This window comes from Actinotignum sanguinis (assembly GCF_030230305.1).
Classification (GTDB): Bacteria; Actinomycetota; Actinomycetes; order Actinomycetales; family Actinomycetaceae; genus Actinotignum; species Actinotignum sanguinis.
On sequence record NZ_JASPCQ010000004.1, the window covers coordinates 135,480 to 155,301 of the forward strand.

Sequence of the window (19,822 nt, forward strand, 5' to 3'; positions counted from 1 at the left end):
AGATGAGGAAAGGTTGCTGCCGGCCCGCTAGTTTGTTTGAGATGGTTGCGCTAGCAACGGCGAAGCGAGCTCGATAAACATCGCTTCGAGGGCAAGCTGCGGGGCAACGTTCGCGGCCAAGCGCCGCCGCGCCCGCGCCACCGCGTCCATCCGCGCCACCGAGAGCTCCGGGGTGGAGGCAGCTGCAGCCGCGATGATCTGTGTTTCGAAATCGGCATTAATGAGGTCGACGCCGGCATCGACCTGCACCGCTAGCACATCACGATAGAGCGCCAGCACATCGAGCATGGCCCGGTCCAGATAGTCACGATCCTCCCGCACCGCCCGCTTTTTTCGCTGTTCCTCAAAAGCGCGGATCTGGGCACGTTGCGACGCCGAACCGCTATCCCGCTCCCCCAACCCAATACTCGCCCGGAATTCCGCGAGCTCGGTATCGGGTTCAGTTTCCGCCTTCGCCCCTTTTTTCGACGCGGTGCTAGAACCTGCGGATTTCGACGCTGCACCCACGCTGGCCGGGTAGTGCTCGAGGAGATGCTGAGCGGCGAGCACCGCATCTGATGTGCCACCCAAATCGAGAGTTTCCCGCAGCAACGCCACGCGTTCTGCCGCAACCTGCGGGTCCCGTAGTAAGGCACGCGCACGCCCAATATGGCATTGGGCAATGCGTGCGGTTGCGCGAGCCGTGCGTTCATCAACGCCGAATTCTCCGGCCAGGAGCTGGGCAACCGCCTCCACGCTGGGAACCTGGAGGGCCACGTGGCGGCACCGGGAGCGAATCGTGGGAAGCATATCCTCGGGCGAGGCGGTAATAAGAATCCACACGGTATCGCGCGGGGGTTCCTCAATTGCTTTGAGAAGCACATTCGTAGTGCGCTCCAGCATACGGTCCGCGTCTTCAATAATGATGATGCGCCGCCGGCCCACCGAGGGGAACGTATAGGAAGAGGCCACCAGTGACCGGGTTTCTTCCACCGAGATCGTCACCGAGCGCGGATCCATTCGAATCACATCAGGATGGGTACCGCCCAGCGTGGTAGTACAGGCGTGGCAGTGCCCGCACCCGGGCACCGCACCCGTGCATTGCACGGCAGCCGCGAACGCCAGCGCCGCAACCGACCGCCCCGATCCGGGCGGTCCGGTAACCAACCACGCCTGGGCCATCGCCGCGCTGCTGATATCCGCCGTCGTACTAACATCCGGTGCCGTAGTTAAACCCGCAGCCGTATCCACATCCACCGCGCTCGTCGCATCGGTAGCGCCGCTCGCATCGGTAGCGCCGCTCGCATCGGTAGCGCCGCTCGCATCGGTAGCGCCGCTCGCATCGGTAGCAGCGGTCGCATCGGCTGCGCCGCTCGCATCGGCCGCGGCGACTACCGGACCGGGCAGCTGCGGGTCACCGATCCGCGAGGCCCAGGCCGCCCGCTGCAAGAGCTCGGCAACCGGACGCTGGCCAATAAGCGCATCGAAAACGCTCATAAGGATTCTCCCGCGGCCGGCTGACACGCACCGCAATCAGCCAGATGCTCCCGATCTTCCAGACCTGCCAGCAGAGTTTCCACCCGCGCAATAATCTGCGCGGCAAGATCAGCAACAGTCTCGCGCGCATTGAGCACCAGATAGCGCTCCGGATTAGCCGCCGCGAGCGCGAGGAAATTCTCACGAACCGCTCGGTGGAACTCGCGGCCTTCCGCCTCGATGCGGTCATATTGGCCGTCGTCCGCCCGCGTTAAACCTTCGTTTTCCGGGATATCGAGGAGCACGGTGAGGTCCGGCCAGAGTTCTTCGGTAGCCCACTCGGACATCGCCCGAATGCCCGCGCCGAGCTCGCGCGCCCCACCCTGGTAGGCCAGGGAGGAATCAATATAGCGATCCGAGAGCACCACCGCCCCAGCCTCCAGGCCTGGGCGAATAACAGATGCGACGTGCTGGGCGCGATCCGCGGCGTAAAGAAGGGCCTCGGCGCGCGGGCTGACCGCGCCCCCGTGCAGGAGCAGCTCCCGAATCTGGGTGCCGAGCATGGTTCCCCCCGGCTCCCGGGTTTGCACAACGGTATACCCTCGCTTGGAGAGCGCCGCGGCAAGCAGCTGCAGCTGGGTTGTTTTCCCAGCTCCATCCCCACCTTCAAAGGTAATGAACACCCCGCGCATTTATGCCTTCTCGGTGGTCGATCCGGAAGCGGAATTTTTCGAGCTGGACTTTTTCGCCGTGCTCTTCTTCGCCGTCGTTTTCTTCGCGGCGGTGGTCTTCGCCGTCCTCTTCTTCGCCGTTGTACGCCGTTTCACCGGGCCCTTCGCACGCCGATCTGCGAGCAGCTCGTAGGCACGCTCGGGAGTAATGTTCTCTACATCATCGCCCTTGCGCAGAGAAGCATTCGTTTTCCCATCGGTCACGTAGGGCCCGAAGCGCCCCTCCTTGAGCACCACCGGAGCTTCGCTCACCGGATCGGTTCCCAGTTCCTTAAGCGGGGGCTTAGCCGCTGCTTGCCCGCGGCGCCGCTTGGGCTGGGCCAGCAAAGCCTGCGCTTCCTCCAGGGTAATCGTGAAAATCTGCTCCTCGGTTTCCAGCGAGCGGGTATCTTTCCCGTGGGTGATATACGGACCGTACCGCCCGTTCGTTGCGGTGATATCCACCCCGTCTTCGCCCTGCCCAATCACGCGCGGCAGATGCAGCAAACGCAGAGCATCTTCGAGCGTAACAGTTTCCGGTTGCATAGATTTCAAAAGCGACGCCGTACGCGGCTTAGGTGCTTTTTTGGAGATTTTCCCGGTGGGGGTAAGCGCGACTTCACCCTCGCGAATAATTTCAGTCACGTACGGCCCGAAACGCCCGGATTTTACGACGACGCGGCGCCCGGTTTCGGGATCCTCGCCCAGTTCACGCCCATCGGATGATGCCTTCTCCAGGATGTCGCGGGCGGCCTCCACCGTCATTTCATCGGGTGCCATGCCTGCCGGCACCGAAGCACGCTTATCGGAGCCTTCCACTTCCAGATAAGGCCCGTATTTCCCATTGCGCAGGGTGATTCCCTCCCCGATGGGGGTGGAGTTAATAGCACGCGCATCAATATCTCCGAGGGATTCCACCCGGCCCTCCAGGCCCGGCTTATCGCCATCTCCGCGCCAGAATTTCGACAGGTAGGTCACCCGATCCCCGCTGCCCTCCGCAATCCGGTCGAGGTCGGTTTCCATCTGGGCGGTGAAATCGTAATCCACCAGGTCGGGGAGATTTTCTTCCAGGAGACGCACCACGGAGAAAGCCGTCCAGGTAGGAACAAGCGCCTGACCGCGATGCTCCACGTACCCGCGATCAGTAATGGTGGAAATCGTAGAAGCGTAGGTTGAGGGACGCCCGATACCCAGTTCTTCCATCTTCTTCACCAGCGATGCTTCGGTGTACCGCGGCGGAGGGAGGGTTTCGTGGCCGGTGGCCTGCGGGGCGCTCACCGGCAGTTCCTCCCCTTCTTTCACGTCCGGGAGCCGGGCCGCATCCGTGGCTTCGTAGCGATTGGCATCCCGGCCTTCTTCGTACGCGGCAAGGAACCCCGGGAACGTAATCACCGTGCCAGATGCGGAGAAAGTGGCGGTGTGCGCTCCGGCCGCACCGCCGACCGGCACATCAATTTTCAGAGAGACCGTCTGCCCGCGCGCGTCTTCCATCTGGGACGCAACGGTACGTTTCCAAATAAGTTCATAAAGTCGGAAATCCGCCCCCGAGAGTTCACCGGCCACCATCTGCGGAGTGCGGAAATGATCGCCGGCCGGGCGGATAGCTTCGTGTGCTTCTTGCGCGCCCTTCGCCTTCTTACCGTAGAAACGCGGCTTTTCCGGCAAGCTGGCCTGCCCGTACAATTCCTTGATTTGGCTACGGGCCGCGCTGATTGCCTGCGCGGACAGGTTCGTGGAATCGGTACGCATATAGGTGATATAGCCCGATTCGTAGAGCGACTGGGCGATACGCATTGTTTGACGCGAAGATAGGCGTAGTTTACGCCCGGCTTCCTGCTGCAAAGTCGAGGTGGTGAAAGGTGCGGCAGGGCGACGGCGATACGGCTTTTCCTCGCGGGTGCGTACCGTACCCCTCGCGCCTTCGAGTGTTTCTGCCAGCTGGCCAGCCAGCTCGGCGTTGAGGGCCCGTACACCTTCCTTAGTCGCCTTGGCGGATAGTGCGCCGTCGTCGCCAAAATCTTTACCGGACGCGATACGCGCACCGTCAAGGGAATGGAGGGCTGCCTCGAATTGTTCGGCGGAACCAAAGGTGGCGGTCACATCCCAATACGATGCGGAAACGAAAGCCATGCGTTCGCGTTCGCGTTGCACAACAAGGCGAGTGGTGGCCGATTGGACGCGACCGGCGGAAAGCCCCGCGGCGACCTTGCGCCACAGCAGGGGCGAGACTTCGTAACCGACCAGGCGGTCAAGGATACGGCGCGATTCCTGGGCGTCTACCAACTGGGTATCGAGCGCGCGGGGTGTTTCCAGGGCACGGGAGATCGCTTCGGGAGTAATTTCATGGAAGACCATGCGCGAGGTGGGAACTTTCGGCTTGAGCACCTCGTAGAGATGCCAGGCGATCGCTTCTCCCTCGCGGTCCTCATCGGTTGCCAGGAAGAGTTCATCGGCGTTCTTCAAAGCTTTCTTCAGCTCGGCAACCGTTTTATTCTTCCCGGCAGAAATAACGTAGTAGGGCGAGAAATCACCGTCCACATCAACAGCGAAGCGCCCGTAGGGGCCCTTCTTCATATTGTCGGGTAATTCCGAGGGCTGCGGCAGGTCTCGAATGTGCCCTACGGACGCCAGCACCTCGAAATCTTCACCCAGGTACCTGCCGATCGTGCGCGCCTTGGCGGGAGACTCCACGATAACCAGCTTCGTCACAACTGCATCCCTCACTACTCACGGCGTGACCAGACCACGCCTCCGACACATATTTTGTGCCCTGTTGTCACACGGTAGCACGCCCGCGCCGAAAACCGATGCTCGTCACGGGAGCTCTCAACCTATCTCCTAGATCTCGGTTCCCGTTCCCTCGGTCAATAGCCCGGTGGCGATCAGCTCGCGCACCGTCTCAAGGAGACGGGCTTGGACCGACGCGCTTTCCTCTCCGTAAATACGCGCAATCGCCTGGCACAGGGCACCCACGCTCAACTCGCCATCGCAGGCACCCACGAAGGCCGCAACTTGGGAATCGGCCGGGAGGGTCTGCTGGAATCCACCCGTGTGGGCGAGAACAATGCGCAGCGGATCTGCAGCCCCCGGATCGTAAAAACGGTGTTCGATCACCTCGGTTCGAGTCAGGGTGCGCTGTGCTAAGTCCTCATCGGAGGCGGCCACCAGGTGCCGGTTCTTCCAGACCCGCTGAATATGCTGGCGGATATCGCCCTGGGGGCGGCCCGGTATTTCCTCGGTGCGGATCATGGGTTCGCGAGCGGCAGCCGGGCGTGCCAAGATCCCGTAACCCAGGCTGATCGCGCGTATCCCCCGCGCGGCAAAATCATCGAGCCAGGTGCGGTAGGCATCCTCGTATCCGGTATCGCGCGGGCGCAGGCCACCATCGCGAAGCCACATCTCTACATAGTGGGCTGGATCGACTTCATCGCGCGCAATGAACCAGGCGTCGAGGCCCGCCACCCGGGCCCACACCTGCGGGTGAGTATCCCAGGAACAGCCATCTTCCACTTCCCAATTCCCCAAGATATAGGCAGTGCCAGTATCTGTGAGGTGGGCGGGAAGTGCGGAGATGAGTTCGGACAGGAGTGTATCCCCACCGAATCCACCGTCGCGGTACTCGAAATCGACTTTCTGCCGGACGGCAGCGGGGGTGATAACAAAAGGCGGATTGGACACGATGGTGTCGAAACGCCCCTCCACCGGATCGAAAAGGGAACCCTGGAGCAACTCGACCCGCACGGCCGCGAGCGCGATATTTAGGGCGGCGAATTGCAAAGCTCGCGCAGAAATATCGGTGGCGACCACCTCGCAGCCTTGCAGCGCGGCGCTAATGGCATGGATTCCGCATCCGGTTCCCACATCTAGCACCCGGCCCCCGGTATAGGTGACGATATTTGCGAGAGTGCGGGTGGCCCCACCCACCGGCATAACGTGGTGGGCTCCGGGGACCCGGCCGGCTAGTTCCCCAAAGTCGGAGGCGATGAGCACCTCGGTGCGGGTGATTCGGCGGGTGCCCTTCCGAGTAATGTCTAGCGGAACGGGAACCACTTGGAAACGGGCCCGATATCCCGCGTTGCTGACCGCGAGCAGCGCATCGCGCGTTACCCGGTCACCGAAAGTGGCGGGAAAGGCACCCTCGAGTTCCTCCGCGCTCAAGGTATCCCCGAGAATAAGGAGGCGGACTTGGCAGGCCAGGATTTCCGCTTCGGTATGCGGCGTAGCACCCTGGTGACACACTTTTTCACATGCGAGAAGTGCACACATGCGCTGTTCACGGCGCATGGCGGCGGTAGCCTCGGGGCCGAGCAGGGTAGAGATATGCGCGGTGGTATAACCTGTGAGATCTTGACGTAACGTGGTGGCGAGGCGCTCGGGGGCGCCCGGGACAAAGAGCTCCATGCCATAACAGTAAACTGCCCGGCCGCGTTGAGGAAAGCCCCGGGTAGGGAAACGGGAACTCGCGCGGTTTTCTTTGGTCCTTAGATCTCTGGCCCTCAGCTCCGTGGATCTCAGTTCTTTGGCCTTCAATTCTTTGGTCTTGGGTGCTTCATCGGGCACACTACACATATGCGCCTCCTTTCCGTTCTTGAAGAATCCGCCACCGCGGGACAGTTGGTGGCGCTGCGCAAACAAGATGCTCGCCCCGCGCGGGTAGCCGGGTGGCCCGCGTGGGTCAGCCCGCAGGTGATGAGTGCCTGCGCTAACCACGGCGTGCCACACCTGTGGGAACACCAGGTCCGCGCTGCGAATCTCATTCACGCGGGTACCCACACGGTGGTGGCGACCGGAACCGGTTCGGGGAAATCTTTGGCGGCGTGGGTGCCTGCACTCACCGAGATGCTGGTCCCGCGTAACTCGACGAGTTTGGCGCGGGTGAGCGCTCCTCCCACCGTGCTTTACCTTTCCCCAACCAAGGCTTTGGCCGCGGACCAATACACCTCGCTGCGGGCCCTGGCGCGAGATGTCGATTCCCGGATCACGGTGGCGACCGCGGACGGGGATGCCGACGCGGAAGAAAAAACCTTCGCGCGCGACCATGCCGATATTGTGCTGACCAACCCTGATTTCGTGCATCACGCGATGCTTCCCCAGAAAGACCGCTGGCAGCGGATCTGGCGCCGGCTGCGGATGATCGTCGTCGATGAATTTCATTCGTATAAGGGATTGTTCGGGGCGCACGTCGGCCATGTGGTGCGCCGGATTTTGCGTATCGCGGCGCTGTACGGCGCCCGGCCCACCGTTGTTTTCCTGTCGGCAACCGCAGGCGAGCCCCAGGAAACCGCCACCAGATTCATCGGAACAGCCTTTGGCCCTATCGAAGCGGTAACAGATGACGCCTCTCCGCGCGGCGAATGTACCGTGGCCCTGTGGCAATGCTCTCCTGTGGCCGACGACGAAACCGGCCATGTTCTTTCCGGGGAAGTACAGGGAAGTGAGAGAGATATCGTGCGCCGCTCGGCCACTGTGGAGGCGGCCGCTCTCACCGCTCGTTTCGTGGCGGAAGGGGCGCGCGTTCTCACCTTCGTGCGTTCGCGGCCCGGAACCGAACGGGTAGCCGAACTGACCCAAGATTTTTTGCGCGAGGAACACAATCCCCTGGCTCAGGCGGTGGCGGCTTACCGCGGCGGGTATCTTCCTGAGGAACGCCGTGATGTGGAGCAACGACTGCGGTCCGGAGCGTTGCGAGCCGTAGCAACAACCAATGCCCTGGAATTGGGTATCGATATTTCCGGGCTGGACGCGGTTATTATCACCGGGTGGCCTGGAACCACGGCTTCTTTTAACCAGCAGGCGGGGCGCGCCGGACGGGCGGGAAGTTCGGGGCTGGCTGTTTTTATCGGAACCTCGAATCCTTTGGATCAGTATCTTCTGGCCCATCCGGATACGGTACTGAGCGCGGGCGCGGAGGCCAGCGTTTTCGATCCGCTCAATCCGAATGTTTTGACCGGGCAGGTGTGCGCGGCCGCCGCTGAGCATCCTCTTAGCGAAGCAGATGCCGCAATTTTTGGGCTCCCCGATACGTCGCTTTTCGACGAATTGAGCGAACAGGGGCTCTTGCGCCGCCGTCCCGGCGGGTGGTTCTGGGGGCATGCGGGGCTGAGCGCCCACGACCTGGTGGATCTGCGCGGCGAGGCAAGCACCGTGTCCATTGTTGACGAGGAAGACGGAAACATTCTGGGGACCGTGGATGCCGCACGGGCAGATACCACCGTGTACCCGGGGGCTATCTATATACATCAAGGTGTTCCTTTCGATGTGCAAACATGTGACGGCGAGGTGGCTCTCGTGCGGCATCGCCCCCGGGATGATCTGCGGACTTTTGCCTCCGAAGAGACAACCGTGAAGATCCTCCATTCGCGTTCCAGTACCGCAACCCGGTTTGGGACCTGGGCGTGGGGCGATGTGGAGGTATTCAATCGGGTTGTCGGATACCACCTGCGCCGGGCCCGTGATGGCATGTATCTCGGGTTTCACCCCATTACTCCGCGCGAGCGCAGTATGGAGACGTGCGGGACATGGTGGACGATGTCATCCCAGGACCTGGAGGCGCTCGGTATCCCTCCCGCGGATGTTCCCGGTGCTCTGCATGCTGCTGAGCATGCCGCAATTGGAATACTTCCCCTCTTCGCGATCTGCGACCGATGGGATGTGGGAGGACTATCCACCGCGTACCACCCGGATACCGGAGCTGCCACCGTGATTGTCCACGATGCTGCGGCCGGCGGTTCGGGCTGTGCCGAACGGGGATATCGGGCCGGCCGGGAGTGGATCCGCGCCACACGCGATGCCGTGGCCGGTTGCCCGTGCCAGAGCGGATGCCCGCGCTGCGTCCAGTCCCCGAAATGCGGTAATAACAATGATCCCCTGTGGAAAGAGGGCGCGGTGCTGGTGCTCAGCGCCCTGAGTTGCGCACTCGATGAGCTGGAGGGCACGACGCCGGAACCGTGACCCCGATCAATGGGGCCTGCGCGCGATGTCACCCGGACCGCGACCGGCACCGCGCGAGCGCGGGTGCGAACCCGAATCGAAAATATTTCTTCGGATTCGCTGCATTCTTCGATAACCGCGCCGTTGCGCTGCGCACTGCGTTCGCTCTTGGTGCAGGCTTCGGCTAACGACCAGCCCTGGTTGATCACCCGCTCGGCTGTTTGCAGGGCAATAACGTCCGCCGTGGCACGGGCATCCATTCGTGCAATGACCACGGTGAAAACGGTGAGCACTACCCCGGTCAAGGCAAGCACAAGAGCCATCGCCCCGACCGCGAGTACCGTTCCCGCTCCCCGCTCAGAGGCCCGGGGCGGATCCCGGTGCCGGGCGCGGCTTTCCCTCCGGCACATCAGATAAAGCCGGTGCCATTCCCGCCAACTATCCCGCCAGGAGACTCTCATGTTCCCAGTACTCCGGGTTCCACATCCACCGAGGTACGTGCTTCCATGGTGATACCCAGGGCCCGTAGCGGACCGGCTGCCTGGGCCCGCACCACCACGTTCACGTGGTCTTCCGCGCGTTGCACGTGCAGCATGGCCCGGGGTGGGAGTTCGCGAGCGCGCAATGCCTCTTCACTTTCTCCGCGTGCGGCAAGGACTGCAATATCGTGGGAGGCACCGCGCAGAGAGAGGTATTGGGCTCCGGCACTCAGCGCCCCGAGCGCGAGCAGCACGATAATAAGCGTGCTGACAATCCCGAGGGCGACTTCTACCGTGACCATGCCAGCTTCCCGGTTCTCAGCCCCGTAAGGCCGACGCAAGATGCGGGAGAGTTTGCGGGAACGAATCTCCCGACGGCGGCAAGCACAGGGAATCGCTATATGCCCGCGTGCCTCGATGACCTCATGGCATTGCGCACACAAACGCCGGCGTTCCCGCGACCGGTGGGACCGGAGGGCCCGGTGGGGCCGCTGGGTGGGCTGGTTGGCGATAAGAGCACCCTCACCTGCCCCGCTCCGCGGGAAAGAAGGTAACTCCTGGCATTGCTCGGGGAATTGCTTCGATATCATGACGGATCTTTCTCTTTTCGGTGGAGCCGCGGGCCTCCCACCGGCACCGGTGGATACCCGGGACTTTGGTTTAGGCGATATTGAGTCCGCGCCGGAAAATCCCCGCGATAAGCTCACGCATCCAGTCCTGCTGGGAGAGCCAGTAGAGGATGCCGGCAATAGCGCAGGCGCCGAGCGTTCCGACGGCGTATTCGGTGGTGGTCATCCCCGCTTCCGGATGGGATTTTCCCTCGCGGAAAATGCTGCCCGGGTGGGTGGAGAGAGCTGGTCTGAGGGTGCTGACTGCCGTGGTCATAATGGTGCCTTTCTTTATTTGCGACGAACTACGCCGTGGTTATGGCTAGGTGGTGCCGGACCTCGCCGCCCGCCGCCCGGGGGTGGGTTGCGGGCTGCTCGGAACGTGCTAGGTCCGGCGCTGTCAGTCTCCCGCGCTGCGCTCCCTCCCGCATCCAGCGCCCGCGTACCTGTGGATAATTGCCCCGTCTGAGCGTCCTGGGGATACAGGGGATGAAGCAGGAACGAGCCTGGCGCCCCACCACGCCCAGCTTCGTCCATATGGCTTTCTTTAGCCGGCTTCGTTCGCCCTGTTTTTATTGGAAGAGACCGATGGCTGCGCCAGCCACTGCCGGAACAATTCCCACGAGGATAAATGCCGGTAGGAAACACACACCTAAAGGCACCACGAGGCTATTTCCAAGTTCGGCCGCCGCGCGGCGCGCTTCTCTAGAACGACGACGCCGGTAGCTGCGGGCAGCTGTGCCAAGCAGGGTGAGCGGAGCTACCCCATTTTCCCAAGCTGGCTGGAGGGCCTCGCGCAGCAGCTCGGCGCGTGGGTGTATTCCGTCCCACGCTTCGGCCCAAGGGGCGCCCAGCAGAAGGAGCTGCGCCGTCGTACCGATATCAAGGTGGGCATATTCTTCAGCGACGGCGAAAGATACCGCTTCGAGCGCGGCCGGAAGTGAGGCCCCGGAGGAGAGAGCCACCCGCGCGAGATCGGCCAGAAACGCCGGGTCGGAGGGCGGTAAGCGCCGCCCGGATCGCTGCGCCACACCCGGCCGGGATGAGGCATCCTGCCTACCCGCCCCCTGCCCGGCAGCGGGCATCCACACCCGGGCAAGAAGAAGAACCAGGAGACACAGGATTAGCCCCATTGCTCGGCTTTCCGTACGAGACGACGCATCCATACGATTCCGGTCACCTCGCATATGAGCGCCAGCGCGAGGCAGCATCGCCCGATCACGGTACCGACAAGGAAAGTCACGGGATTACCTCCAAAGAATGAACCCAATAACATGCCGAAAAGTGGCATGGCGGCCAGCATTTTCACGGCTGAACGCGGTCCGGCTAGCGCGATGCGGCGCTCGCCTAGCGCATCGCTGGATTCGGAGAGCGCCGCCGCGCAGTTCTCGAGAATGCGGGCTGCAGATGCTCCGGTGTGGTGGGTGAGTCGGCACACCGCTATGAGTGCGGGAATACCGAGGAGGCCGCGGGCGCGGCGCGGATTGCGGGGCGCCCGTTCCCATAGTTCCCGGAGGAGTACCGGGACTCCGACATCGTCAATCTGACCGGCAGGGTCACGCCGAAGCTCACTGTCCCCACCGGCTCCTGAGCTTTCCCTATTCGGCTCGAAGCGGGCGAGCGCGGTGAGCCACGCGCGGCGGTGATCAGCGCCCGAATCTATACGGGCCGCGACTTCCACCGCGAGCAGGCCGGCGTCAAAACCGGGCAGGGGGTCACGCTTGCTCCGGCCCCGTGGCACGCGCGGGCCGCGCCTGCCGCGCCCGCCACGCCTGCCGCACCGGGATATGTCACTTCTCCGAGAGAAAAGTGAGCGAAACGCCGTCTTGCTGGCGCGGCCCCGCGGCACGCCAGCATACGTGCAGACGCTCAGAAGAACGCCGAGCACCACCAGAATTACCACGGTTCCTCCAGCCCTAAGCGTGAGCCCAGGGTGGCCCATCCGGGACCGGCACGAATAGTGCCATCGGCACTGATCGCCAAGGCATCCGGGGCTTCAAGAACGCCATTGCGGCTGTGGAGGATCGCCACGCGGGTAATGCGCCGGATTGGCCCGTGGCGTTCAATGGAAATAACGGCATCGAGGGCCGCGACCGCCTGAGCGGCAACCACCGCGGCGGACATTCCTGCCAATGCCCCGAGAGCGACGAGCCGGGCGGGAACATCGCGCGCCGAATTTGCATGGATGGTCGCCCAACCGCCTTCGTGCCCGGTATTGAGCGCGGTGAGGACTTCACGCACTTCTTCTCCGCGGCATTCCCCCACCACGATCCGATCCGGGCGCATCCGCAAGGCGGCCCGCACCAATTGGCTCATGGTAATTTCACCGTGGCCTTCCACATTGGGGCGGCGGATTTGCAGGTGCACCACATGCGGATGTGCGGGCCGTAATTCCGAAGCTTCCTCAATAATGATGAGCCGTTCCGTGGCCGGTACGCAGCTGAGCAGCGAGGCTAATAATGTGGTTTTCCCCGATCCGGTAGCGCCGGCCACCATGACGTTAGCGCGCTGCTCCACCAGGGCTCGCAATACCGGCATAAGCGCTGCGGGGAACGTGCCAGCGGCCTGAAGCTCAGCGAGCGTAAAGGTACGGGCCCGTTGGGTACGCAGCGAGATCGCGGCTCCTTCCGCGGCCAGTGGAGCGAGGACCGCATGCAGGCGCGTTCCATTGGAGAAGGTGCCATCGGCAATGGGCGCGGCGTCGTCCAAACGCTGGCCGGCACCGGCAGCTAAACGTACCGCGAGCGCGCGTACTTCCCCCGCGTCGGAAAGCAGGGTGCTTAATTCTTCGTCACGTTCCAGTCCATTTCCGCGATCCAGCCACACCCCGGTACCACCGTTGATCAAAATATCGGTGACGGAGGGGTCCTCAATCACGCGCCGCAGCTGCGGGCCCCAACCGCGGGCCACCGCGTCTAGATCACGCGCCGCTCCGAGCACATTTTTTATCCCAACGGCGTGTGGTGCCACGGTGGTGAGCACCCCGGGCACGCTGATGCCGCGGGCTAGCTCCCGGCGGGCACGAGCCAAGTTCCCACGGGTACGGGCAATATTTAACTCCTTCGTGTTGTCCATTGATTCACCCCTGAGCCACCTCCCAGCACCGCATCGAGATGCGCGACGAGCTGCGTGACGTCACGCGCGGTCCCGGATCGCCGCTGTTCGCCCACAACAACTCCGTGCGCGAGGTCCTCATCCAAACCGCGCAGGCGCCGCACGGGGATCACCTCCTGGCCGATATCTACACCGAAGGCTTGTGCCTCCACTTTGTGTGCGCACCGCGCTGCGATCACCACCGGAGTACTCTCCCCCAGATCACGAAGGATTCTGGGGATGGCCTGGGCATCGCGGCCAGTCACCTCGGTAACGAGCACCACCGCATCACACCAGGCCCGCCACCGTGCCGGCTCACTCCCGAGCAGCAAGGCGCTGCGCGGGAGATCCACATAGGTGGTGTCGCTAGCTTGGGAAAGCGCATCGATGGCATGGGGCACCGCATCTCCATTCGCGGGCGCCCCGCCGCGCACATCCGCGCTGAGAAGACTCAGTTGCCCGCGTGCCGGCAGGGCCGCCCGGAGCCGTTGCGGAATGAGCATGCCTTCCGCTTGGGCGATATCAGCCCAGCGCGCCCCGCGTTTTTCCTGAAATCCCATGAGGAGTTCGAGCCCGGCCGAGAGCGGATCCGCATCTACCACGGCGGTGCGCGTGATACTCAACGAGGCAAGCCAGGCCGTCAGCATCGATACCCCGACCCCGCCGCGCACCCCGGCCAGCCCGATAATGCGCCCGCGCCGAGTTTGCCCGGCCGCCAAAACTAGTTCGAGCAGATCTTCGGCCTGGCGCGGAAGTTCCACGACCACTGATCCGCGCGGAAAATAACTGGCGAGGACCGGGTGGAAACGCGCGCGGACCGTGGGCAGGGCCGCCGAGAGTTCCTCTAATTCGAGTACGGCCGGCGGCGGAGCTACCCCCGGCGAACCGCGCGCCACCTGTATTCCTGCCAATTCCGTAACGGCCTCCACCTCGCGCACCGTCTCCTCATGCTGGTAGGTCAGGGAGACGAGTTCGCGGGGGATCGCGGAGATGAGAGGTGCCGGCGAAGCACCAGCGGAGCCCGAAACATCGGAGAGGGAAACGCTGGAAACAGGAGCACTAGGCGCCGAAAGGCCAGGGGATAAATCACGGGAAGAAGTCATACTCCGAGCGTGCCGCGTTTGAGTCCCGCCCGCATCCGAGTAGCACTCCGCTGTGGATAACCCCCTACGCGAACAGATCTGTGGATAAGTACCGCCTGATTCGCGGCCCACAACCCGATTCGCGGCGCACAACCTGATTTGTCACAGCACGCCCGATTCGTCACGCCGCACCGTTTTGTGACGCGCCGCCCGGTTTATGGCACACCGCCGAAATTCTCCACATCCGCGTGATTTCTGGCATATCTTTGAGAAAGAACTATCAAGGGAGGACCCATGTCTACGCCAAATGACCCGTACAATACCGCGTCGCGCCGGCCACTGGATGATGACGATATTCTCGAGCCCATTGCCGAGGACCATCTCGCGGACCAAGAAACCGCTTACCTCCCCACCGCGCAGCCTCCCGCTCCCGCCCCCGTTTTTTCGAACGACGACGCCGCTCCCTTCCCGCCGGCTCCCCCCGCTGCGGAAGCCGCTAGCGAGCCCTCCCCTCTGAGTGATTCCGCTCCGGCAAGCACCGCCGTGAACGAACCCGAAGGCGAATCCGCGCACCAGCCCGAGCTCACGCCCGAATCCACGGACCAACCGGCTCCGGCTCAGCCCGCTCCGGAACAAGGCGAGGCTGAACAGCCAGCCGGTGCGGAATCCGCCGGTACCGCTACTCCCGCCGCCTCCCTCGGGGAATCCACCGGGACCACCACTCCGGAAGCACTCGCACCGGAAGAATCCACCCCGGAGCCAGCCGCGCCGCGTCGTCGTTCCGTTTCTGAATCGCTGGCGGCAGGCGCTTTCGATGATGGCTACCACACGGGAACCTCCCCCGCTCCGGATCGCGAATACGCGAACCTCGCGCAGGCAGCCGGCGTAACCGCAACCGTTCCCGCAGCGCCCGCAGGCCCGGAATCCAGCGCCACCGCGGCTGTTGATCCCTACGCCACCACCAACACAGACCCGTACGCCTCCGGGGAAGCAACCGCAACCGCGCTCTACCCGCAGGCCGGTGAGCTCGGTGCACCCGCCGCAGAACCGGCAACAGCGCCCACCGCAGCCCCCGCCGCGGCGTTCGACGGCCCGGTCTTTCCGGCCGTACGTGAGGAAAGCCTGGAAGATCAGCGCACCTGGGGAGACATCGCGGAAGTGGAGCCAATTCCCGACGCTCCGAAGGGCCGGGTCTGGACCCATATCTGGACCTCGGTGGTCACGTTGCTCCTGCTTCCACTGATCTGGTATCTCATTTCGGACGCGGTGGCACGCCTGCACCTGGCTCGCCCCTTCGCGCTAGAAACAGGCCAGGTCAATGTGGCGGCGCTGGTGGAAATGGCCGGCGGCGTCGCCCTGCTCGTCGTTATTGCACTGCTCGCGCGGCTCTCCTCCCTGGGGGCGCAGCTGTGGGGCTGCGCTCTGGTGCTCGCCGGTTTCGTGGGGCTCGCGTTTCCCGCTGTGGCGCTGCGCGGGGTGCACTGGGTGGATTCGCTTATCGGCGGCTACAAGCCGATTACGGATAATATCGTGCACCATTTCGCCTACGATCTTGCTTTCGGCGGGTTCATCGTGCTGGGCGCGATCCTCGCGACTATTGGCTTCGCGGCGCACGGGGCACGCTCCCTCGGTTCGCGGCGCGCCCGGGCTTTCACGGTGCGCGAATACCGCCTCCCCGAGGGCGACGAATAAAAACCGGAGCGTAACAAGGTATCGCATGAGCTCACTTCCCGCCGATAATTCCTGCGTCTGGATCCCCGGGCCGTGGGAGCATCGTCTCGTGACCGCCAACGGTGCGCAATTCCACCTGGCCTATGCCGGGAGTCACTCGACTCGCACCCCGCTGGTGCTGTTCGTGCATAGTTACCCGGAATACTGGTACGCCTGGCGCCACCAGATCGAACCCGTGGCGCAGGCCGGTTACGAAGTTGCCGCCGTCGACCTGCGCGGGGTGGGTGGAAGCGATAAAACTCCGTCGGTGCAATCCGGGCCGGAACTCGCCCAGGATCTTATTTCGCTCACCGAATCCCTGGGAGCAAGCTCGGCGGTGATCGTGGTGGCCGGCTCCAATGTGGCCCTCGGGTGGGCGGCGGCGGCGATGGCCCCCGATATTATTACCGGACTCGTGACGGTGGCCAGCCCACACCCGCTCGGGCTGCGGCATTTTGGGCGTGGTATCCGCCCGCGCGGCCTGCTCGGTTTACTCACCTCGCGGTTGGGGAATCGCTCCCCGCGCGCGCTCGGGGATGTGCGCAATATGCGCCGTTTGCTCCTGGAATGGTCCGCCCCGCACAGCCACGGCGCGGCGGAGGAGTCCGAACAGTACGCCGCTGCGATGCGGCTCCCGGAAGCCGCGGCGAGCGCCGTTGAACAATTACGCTGGACCGCCACGTGGCGGCGCCGCCCCTCCGGGAAGGCCTGGCGCGATATCCTCTCCACTCCCGTGGACGCACCTGTCTGGGCGGTGCGCGGCCTGGCTGATCGCATGATTAATGAACGGGCCTGGGCGGATGACCGTTCTTTCGCCACCGGCTCCTACCGGCTCATCGCCGTGCCGGGCGCCGGGCATTTTATCCCCGAAGAGTCCCCGCGTGAATTTACGAATATCGTGCTGGATTTCCTTTCCCAGCTTGAAAGGTCCGCACGGCGCTAGGCCGCCGCTAGACATATACAGCCCAGGTATGAGACATTTTCCGTGAATAATGGCAAAATGTGACATGAGACTACTTCAGGAATATTCTGAATACATCGGAGGAAGGCTAGAGATGGATACCAGCGTTTTACGAACCGTGCCCCTTTTCAAGGACATGGATGAGGAAAGTCTCGCCGCTCTCGGCGCGATGATGAGCGACACGTCCCTTAAGCGGGGCGAGTCGCTTTTCCACGAAGGCGACCAGGGTGATCGCCTTTATATTGTTACCGACGGCAAGGTGAAGCTCAGTCACACGTCTGACGACGGGCGTGAAAACCTGCTCGCCGTGCTCGGCCCCGGGGAAATCATCGGAGAACTTTCGCTCTTTGACCTGGGGGCTCGTTCTTCCACGGTCACCGCTATCGCGCCGACGCATCTGCTTTCCCTCGCGCATCGCGATATGAAGAATTTCATCGAAGAGCACCCCGCGCTCGCCATGTCGATGCTCCGTGAAATGGCGCGTCGCCTGCGCAATACCAATGAGAATCTTGCCGACCTGGTGTTCTCCGATGTTCCCGGCCGCGTGGCGAAGGCGCTGCTCGACCTAGCCAATCGTTTCGGTGAGCGCACCCCCGAAGGCATGTACGTTGCGCACGATCTCACGCAGGAAGAACTCGCGCATCTGGTGGGAGCTTCGCGCGAAACGGTCAATAAGTCTCTCGCTGATTTCGTTTCCCGCGGGTGGATTCGGCTCGAAGGTCGCGCCGTACTGCTCCTGGAGATTGGCCGGTTGCAGCGCCGCGCCCACTAGTCTCTACGTTTCATACTCACGTTCAGCGCGTCACGCGGGTGGCCGGGCTCTTTCTGGGGTTTCGGCCGCCCGCGTTCGCGTTCCTGCCTGCGCGTTCCCTTGCGTTCTAGTACGACGGCGCAGCTGCTTTTCCGCGCGGTTCCGATCATTGCGGCACAGCTCTTCTGATACGACGGCGCAGCTGCGGCGAGAGCTCAACTTCGACAGCCGCGCGTAATTTTGGCAGTTGCCCCGCCACCCCGAAATTTTTGAAAGGCTCGCTCGCAAGATTCTCGCACGGAGCAAGAAGTGACATCACTAGATACCACGGTTACCCGTGACGGAGATTGGTGGGGCGCAGAATTCACCCTCCACGGAAAGGAATATGGCACGCAGGCACGCCGACTTGATCAGATTGAAGAAATGGTAAAGGATGCTGCGGCGCTTATTACGGGAGAGTCTCTCGACAGTTTCACCGTTAACATCACTGTCGAAACCTCTGAATTAGCAGAATATGATGTCCCGCGTCACAGGCGGACCTATGACGCGGGACATCACAACGTCGGGGTAGCGGGATTTGAACCCACGGCCTCTTCGTCCCGAACGAAGCGCGCTACCAAGCTGCGCCATACCCCGTGCTTTGGCAACTCAATAATAATAGCCCTCCGCAGCCAAAAAAGCTAAATTCGATCTAGTGATCTGGCGTACAGCCAGGATAGTTCCGCTTCTTCCCGGCAAACCACCCCGGCGCCCCTCCGAGCAGCACACGTAGCCAGCCCAATCGTTTGACACCCTCAGTCCGCGCCACCGCGCACCCGCAGCAAAATCGCCTCGGGAGGCCGGAGGAACCTGACCGGCGTATACGGCGATGTCCCCAGGCCGGCAGACACATTCACCGCCATGCCACCGCGGAGCACCCGCACGCCGTCGCCGCGCAGGGGCAGACGTTCTCCAGCCCGGCCCCCTCCCGTATCGCGGTCAGAACCCGCGCCGCCCGCGCCGCGCTCGGCACCGGCATCCTCACCGCAGGGCCAATCGAAAAGCCCGGAATCGTAACGCAGCGGAAGATCACAATTCGTGGTCAAAGCACCGAATCCAGGCACGGCCAACTGCCCGCCGTGGGTATGTCCCGCCAGCGTCAGAGCTGCGCCGTCGTTCATTAATGCGGCGAGAGCGGCGCGATACGGTGCGTGAACGACGCCGAGTCGCAGATATCCGCGCCCACTGTTTTTGCGCCCCTCACGTCCCGCGCCCGTGTTTCCCTCCGCAGCCGCGCCACCTTCCAGCGCATCAGTAGCCTCGCCGGGGCGAGGCATCCGGGCCCGGCCGATATGCGGGTCGTCCATACCGACCGCGTCGATATCCCAGGCGGCCGCGCGCAACCGCGCCCGCTGATTATTGAGATCGATCCAGCCGAAAGCTTCCAGCCCAGCGGTCATCTCTTCCCACGGCAAATCCGGTTCGCCCTTCTCAACCAGCGGCGGGAAGAGGCCCGGCGCTACGTAACGCAACGGGTTCTTGAGCACCGGGGCGAAATAGTCATTTGAGCCATACACGAACAGCCCCGGAATATCAGCAAGCGGCGCCAGGGCGTCCAGGAGAGGGCCGACGGCGCCCGCTTCGGAAAGATGGTCGCCCGTCAGGACCACAAGATCCGGGCGGCAACGCTGGCCGAGCTCGCGCAAGAATTGCTGCTTGGCCCGGTGGCGGCGCAGCAGGTGCATATCCGAAAGATGAAGAATACGTAGCTCACCGGCGGCGTTCGCAACGTGCGGCAGCACCAGCACCCGCTCGCGCAGGATATAGCGGTGGGCTTCGTGCAGCGCCCAGCTCAGGCACCCCGCCCCCGCGGCTGCACCCGCACTTAACAAGCCCAGCGCGGCGCGCCGAACTCGGTGTTTTTCAGCTTCGCTCACGGTATCCACCTTCCGTCTCGAGTGATGTGCGGTTTCTACAAGGGCATCGGTCCGAGCTCGCCTGGCAAGCGTGGCCCGGGCCGTCCAGCCCGGGCCACGTAGCGCCGGCTACTCTTCCACAACCTCA

General features: G+C 63.3%; 15 protein-coding genes, 1 tRNA gene and 1 pseudogene. 4 read left to right on the plus strand and 13 right to left on the minus strand.

Translation table 11 applies throughout. The features are described 5' to 3' along the window. Positions 1–27: 27 nt before the first annotated feature. The 4 genes from QP828_RS03790 to QP828_RS03805 all read right to left on the minus strand — a co-directional run bounded on the left by QP828_RS03790 (position 28) and on the right by QP828_RS03805 (position 6,566). The gene (locus tag QP828_RS03790; RefSeq protein ID WP_274734373.1) at positions 28–1,476 is read right to left on the minus strand and encodes a DNA polymerase III subunit delta'; all 1,449 of its coding nucleotides are present in this window, start codon (positions 1,474–1,476) and stop codon (positions 28–30) included. Beyond that, entirely contained in the window at positions 1,473–2,147 is a 675-nt protein-coding gene (gene tmk, locus QP828_RS03795) for a dTMP kinase (protein ID WP_274734372.1), read from the minus strand. Before tmk ends, QP828_RS03790 begins: the two co-directional genes overlap by 4 nt. Beyond that, complete coding sequence (topA, locus tag QP828_RS03800) at positions 2,148–4,874, minus strand: type I DNA topoisomerase (protein ID WP_274734371.1); 2,727 nt, start codon at positions 4,872–4,874, stop codon at positions 2,148–2,150. Positions 4,875–5,003: 129 nt separating this feature from the next. After that, complete coding sequence (locus tag QP828_RS03805) at positions 5,004–6,566, minus strand: methyltransferase (RefSeq protein ID WP_284891287.1); 1,563 nt, start codon at positions 6,564–6,566, stop codon at positions 5,004–5,006. Between the two features lie 168 nt (positions 6,567–6,734). Between QP828_RS03805 and QP828_RS03810 the strand changes: the two genes are divergently transcribed. Then, complete coding sequence (locus QP828_RS03810; protein WP_274734369.1) at positions 6,735–9,116, plus strand: DEAD/DEAH box helicase; 2,382 nt, start codon at positions 6,735–6,737, stop codon at positions 9,114–9,116. A gap of 23 nt (positions 9,117–9,139) precedes the next feature. On the opposite strand, the pseudogene QP828_RS08780 reads toward QP828_RS03810, so the two are convergent. The 7 genes and pseudogenes from QP828_RS08780 to QP828_RS03840 form a co-directional block, all read right to left on the minus strand. Then, a pseudogene (locus QP828_RS08780) lies at positions 9,140–9,556 on the minus strand (Rv3654c family TadE-like protein); the annotation flags it as partial. Beyond that, the gene (locus tag QP828_RS03815; protein ID WP_274734368.1) at positions 9,553–10,164 is read right to left on the minus strand and encodes a hypothetical protein; all 612 of its coding nucleotides are present in this window, start codon (positions 10,162–10,164) and stop codon (positions 9,553–9,555) included. The gene QP828_RS03815 and the pseudogene QP828_RS08780, both read right to left, overlap by 4 nt. Positions 10,165–10,234: 70 nt before the next feature. Then, entirely contained in the window at positions 10,235–10,459 is a 225-nt protein-coding gene (locus QP828_RS03820; protein ID WP_274734367.1) for a DUF4244 domain-containing protein, read from the minus strand. A 295-nt stretch (positions 10,460–10,754) separates the two neighbouring features. After that, the gene (locus QP828_RS03825) at positions 10,755–11,315 is read right to left on the minus strand and encodes a type II secretion system F family protein (protein WP_274734366.1); all 561 of its coding nucleotides are present in this window, start codon (positions 11,313–11,315) and stop codon (positions 10,755–10,757) included. Then, positions 11,306–11,923, minus strand: a complete 618-nt coding sequence (locus tag QP828_RS03830; RefSeq protein ID WP_274734365.1) for a type II secretion system F family protein — start codon at positions 11,921–11,923, stop codon at positions 11,306–11,308. The genes QP828_RS03825 and QP828_RS03830 overlap by 10 nt, the downstream gene beginning before the upstream one ends. 155 nt (positions 11,924–12,078) lie before the next feature. After that, complete coding sequence (locus QP828_RS03835) at positions 12,079–13,257, minus strand: TadA family conjugal transfer-associated ATPase (RefSeq protein ID WP_274736088.1); 1,179 nt, start codon at positions 13,255–13,257, stop codon at positions 12,079–12,081. After that, positions 13,236–14,378, minus strand: a complete 1,143-nt coding sequence (locus tag QP828_RS03840) for a CpaE-like family protein (protein WP_274734363.1) — start codon at positions 14,376–14,378, stop codon at positions 13,236–13,238. The genes QP828_RS03835 and QP828_RS03840 overlap by 22 nt, the downstream gene beginning before the upstream one ends. A 273-nt stretch (positions 14,379–14,651) precedes the next feature. On the opposite strand from QP828_RS03840, the gene QP828_RS03845 reads away from it, so the two are divergent. The 3 genes from QP828_RS03845 (at position 14,652) to QP828_RS03855 (ending at position 17,800) form a co-directional block, all read left to right on the plus strand. Beyond that, positions 14,652–16,049 carry a hypothetical protein gene (locus QP828_RS03845; protein ID WP_274734362.1) on the plus strand — a complete coding sequence of 466 codons (1,398 nt, stop codon included), beginning with the start codon at positions 14,652–14,654 and terminating at the stop codon, positions 16,047–16,049. 25 nt (positions 16,050–16,074) lie between these two features. Further along, complete coding sequence (locus QP828_RS03850; protein ID WP_284891290.1) at positions 16,075–17,010, plus strand: alpha/beta fold hydrolase; 936 nt, start codon at positions 16,075–16,077, stop codon at positions 17,008–17,010. A gap of 112 nt (positions 17,011–17,122) precedes the next feature. Then, the gene (locus QP828_RS03855; RefSeq protein WP_126135964.1) at positions 17,123–17,800 is read left to right on the plus strand and encodes a Crp/Fnr family transcriptional regulator; all 678 of its coding nucleotides are present in this window, start codon (positions 17,123–17,125) and stop codon (positions 17,798–17,800) included. A 541-nt stretch (positions 17,801–18,341) separates the two neighbouring features. On the opposite strand, the gene QP828_RS03860 is transcribed toward QP828_RS03855, so the two are convergent. Both QP828_RS03860 and QP828_RS03865 read right to left on the minus strand, forming a co-directional pair. After that, positions 18,342–18,415 (minus strand) — tRNA-Pro (locus QP828_RS03860). A gap of 158 nt (positions 18,416–18,573) precedes the next feature. After that, a complete protein-coding gene (locus tag QP828_RS03865) occupies positions 18,574–19,695 on the minus strand; it encodes a metallophosphoesterase (protein ID WP_274734612.1) in 1,122 nt (373 codons plus the stop codon). Positions 19,696–19,822: the final 127 nt, after the last annotated feature.

Bases quoted from the DNA above. Each gene is read 5' to 3' on its own strand.
- QP828_RS03790 (WP_274734373.1), bottom strand. From the start codon at position 1,476: ATGAGCGTTTTCGATGCGCTTATTGGCCAGCGTCCGGTTGCCGAGCTC.
- tmk (WP_274734372.1), bottom strand. From the start codon at position 2,147: ATGCGCGGGGTGTTCATTACCTTTGAAGGTGGGGATGGAGCTGGGAAA.
- QP828_RS03805 (WP_284891287.1), bottom strand. From the start codon at position 6,566: ATGGAGCTCTTTGTCCCGGGCGCCCCCGAGCGCCTCGCCACCACGTTA.
- QP828_RS03810 (WP_274734369.1), top strand. From the start codon at position 6,735: ATGCGCCTCCTTTCCGTTCTTGAAGAATCCGCCACCGCGGGACAGTTG.
- QP828_RS03815 (WP_274734368.1), bottom strand. From the start codon at position 10,164: ATGATATCGAAGCAATTCCCCGAGCAATGCCAGGAGTTACCTTCTTTC.
- QP828_RS03820 (WP_274734367.1), bottom strand. From the start codon at position 10,459: ATGACCACGGCAGTCAGCACCCTCAGACCAGCTCTCTCCACCCACCCG.
- QP828_RS03825 (WP_274734366.1), bottom strand. From the start codon at position 11,315: ATGGGGCTAATCCTGTGTCTCCTGGTTCTTCTTCTTGCCCGGGTGTGG.
- QP828_RS03835 (WP_274736088.1), bottom strand. From the start codon at position 13,257: ATGGACAACACGAAGGAGTTAAATATTGCCCGTACCCGTGGGAACTTG.
- QP828_RS03840 (WP_274734363.1), bottom strand. From the start codon at position 14,378: ATGACTTCTTCCCGTGATTTATCCCCTGGCCTTTCGGCGCCTAGTGCT.
- QP828_RS03845 (WP_274734362.1), top strand. From the start codon at position 14,652: ATGTCTACGCCAAATGACCCGTACAATACCGCGTCGCGCCGGCCACTG.
- QP828_RS03850 (WP_284891290.1), top strand. From the start codon at position 16,075: ATGAGCTCACTTCCCGCCGATAATTCCTGCGTCTGGATCCCCGGGCCG.
- QP828_RS03855 (WP_126135964.1), top strand. From the start codon at position 17,123: ATGGATACCAGCGTTTTACGAACCGTGCCCCTTTTCAAGGACATGGAT.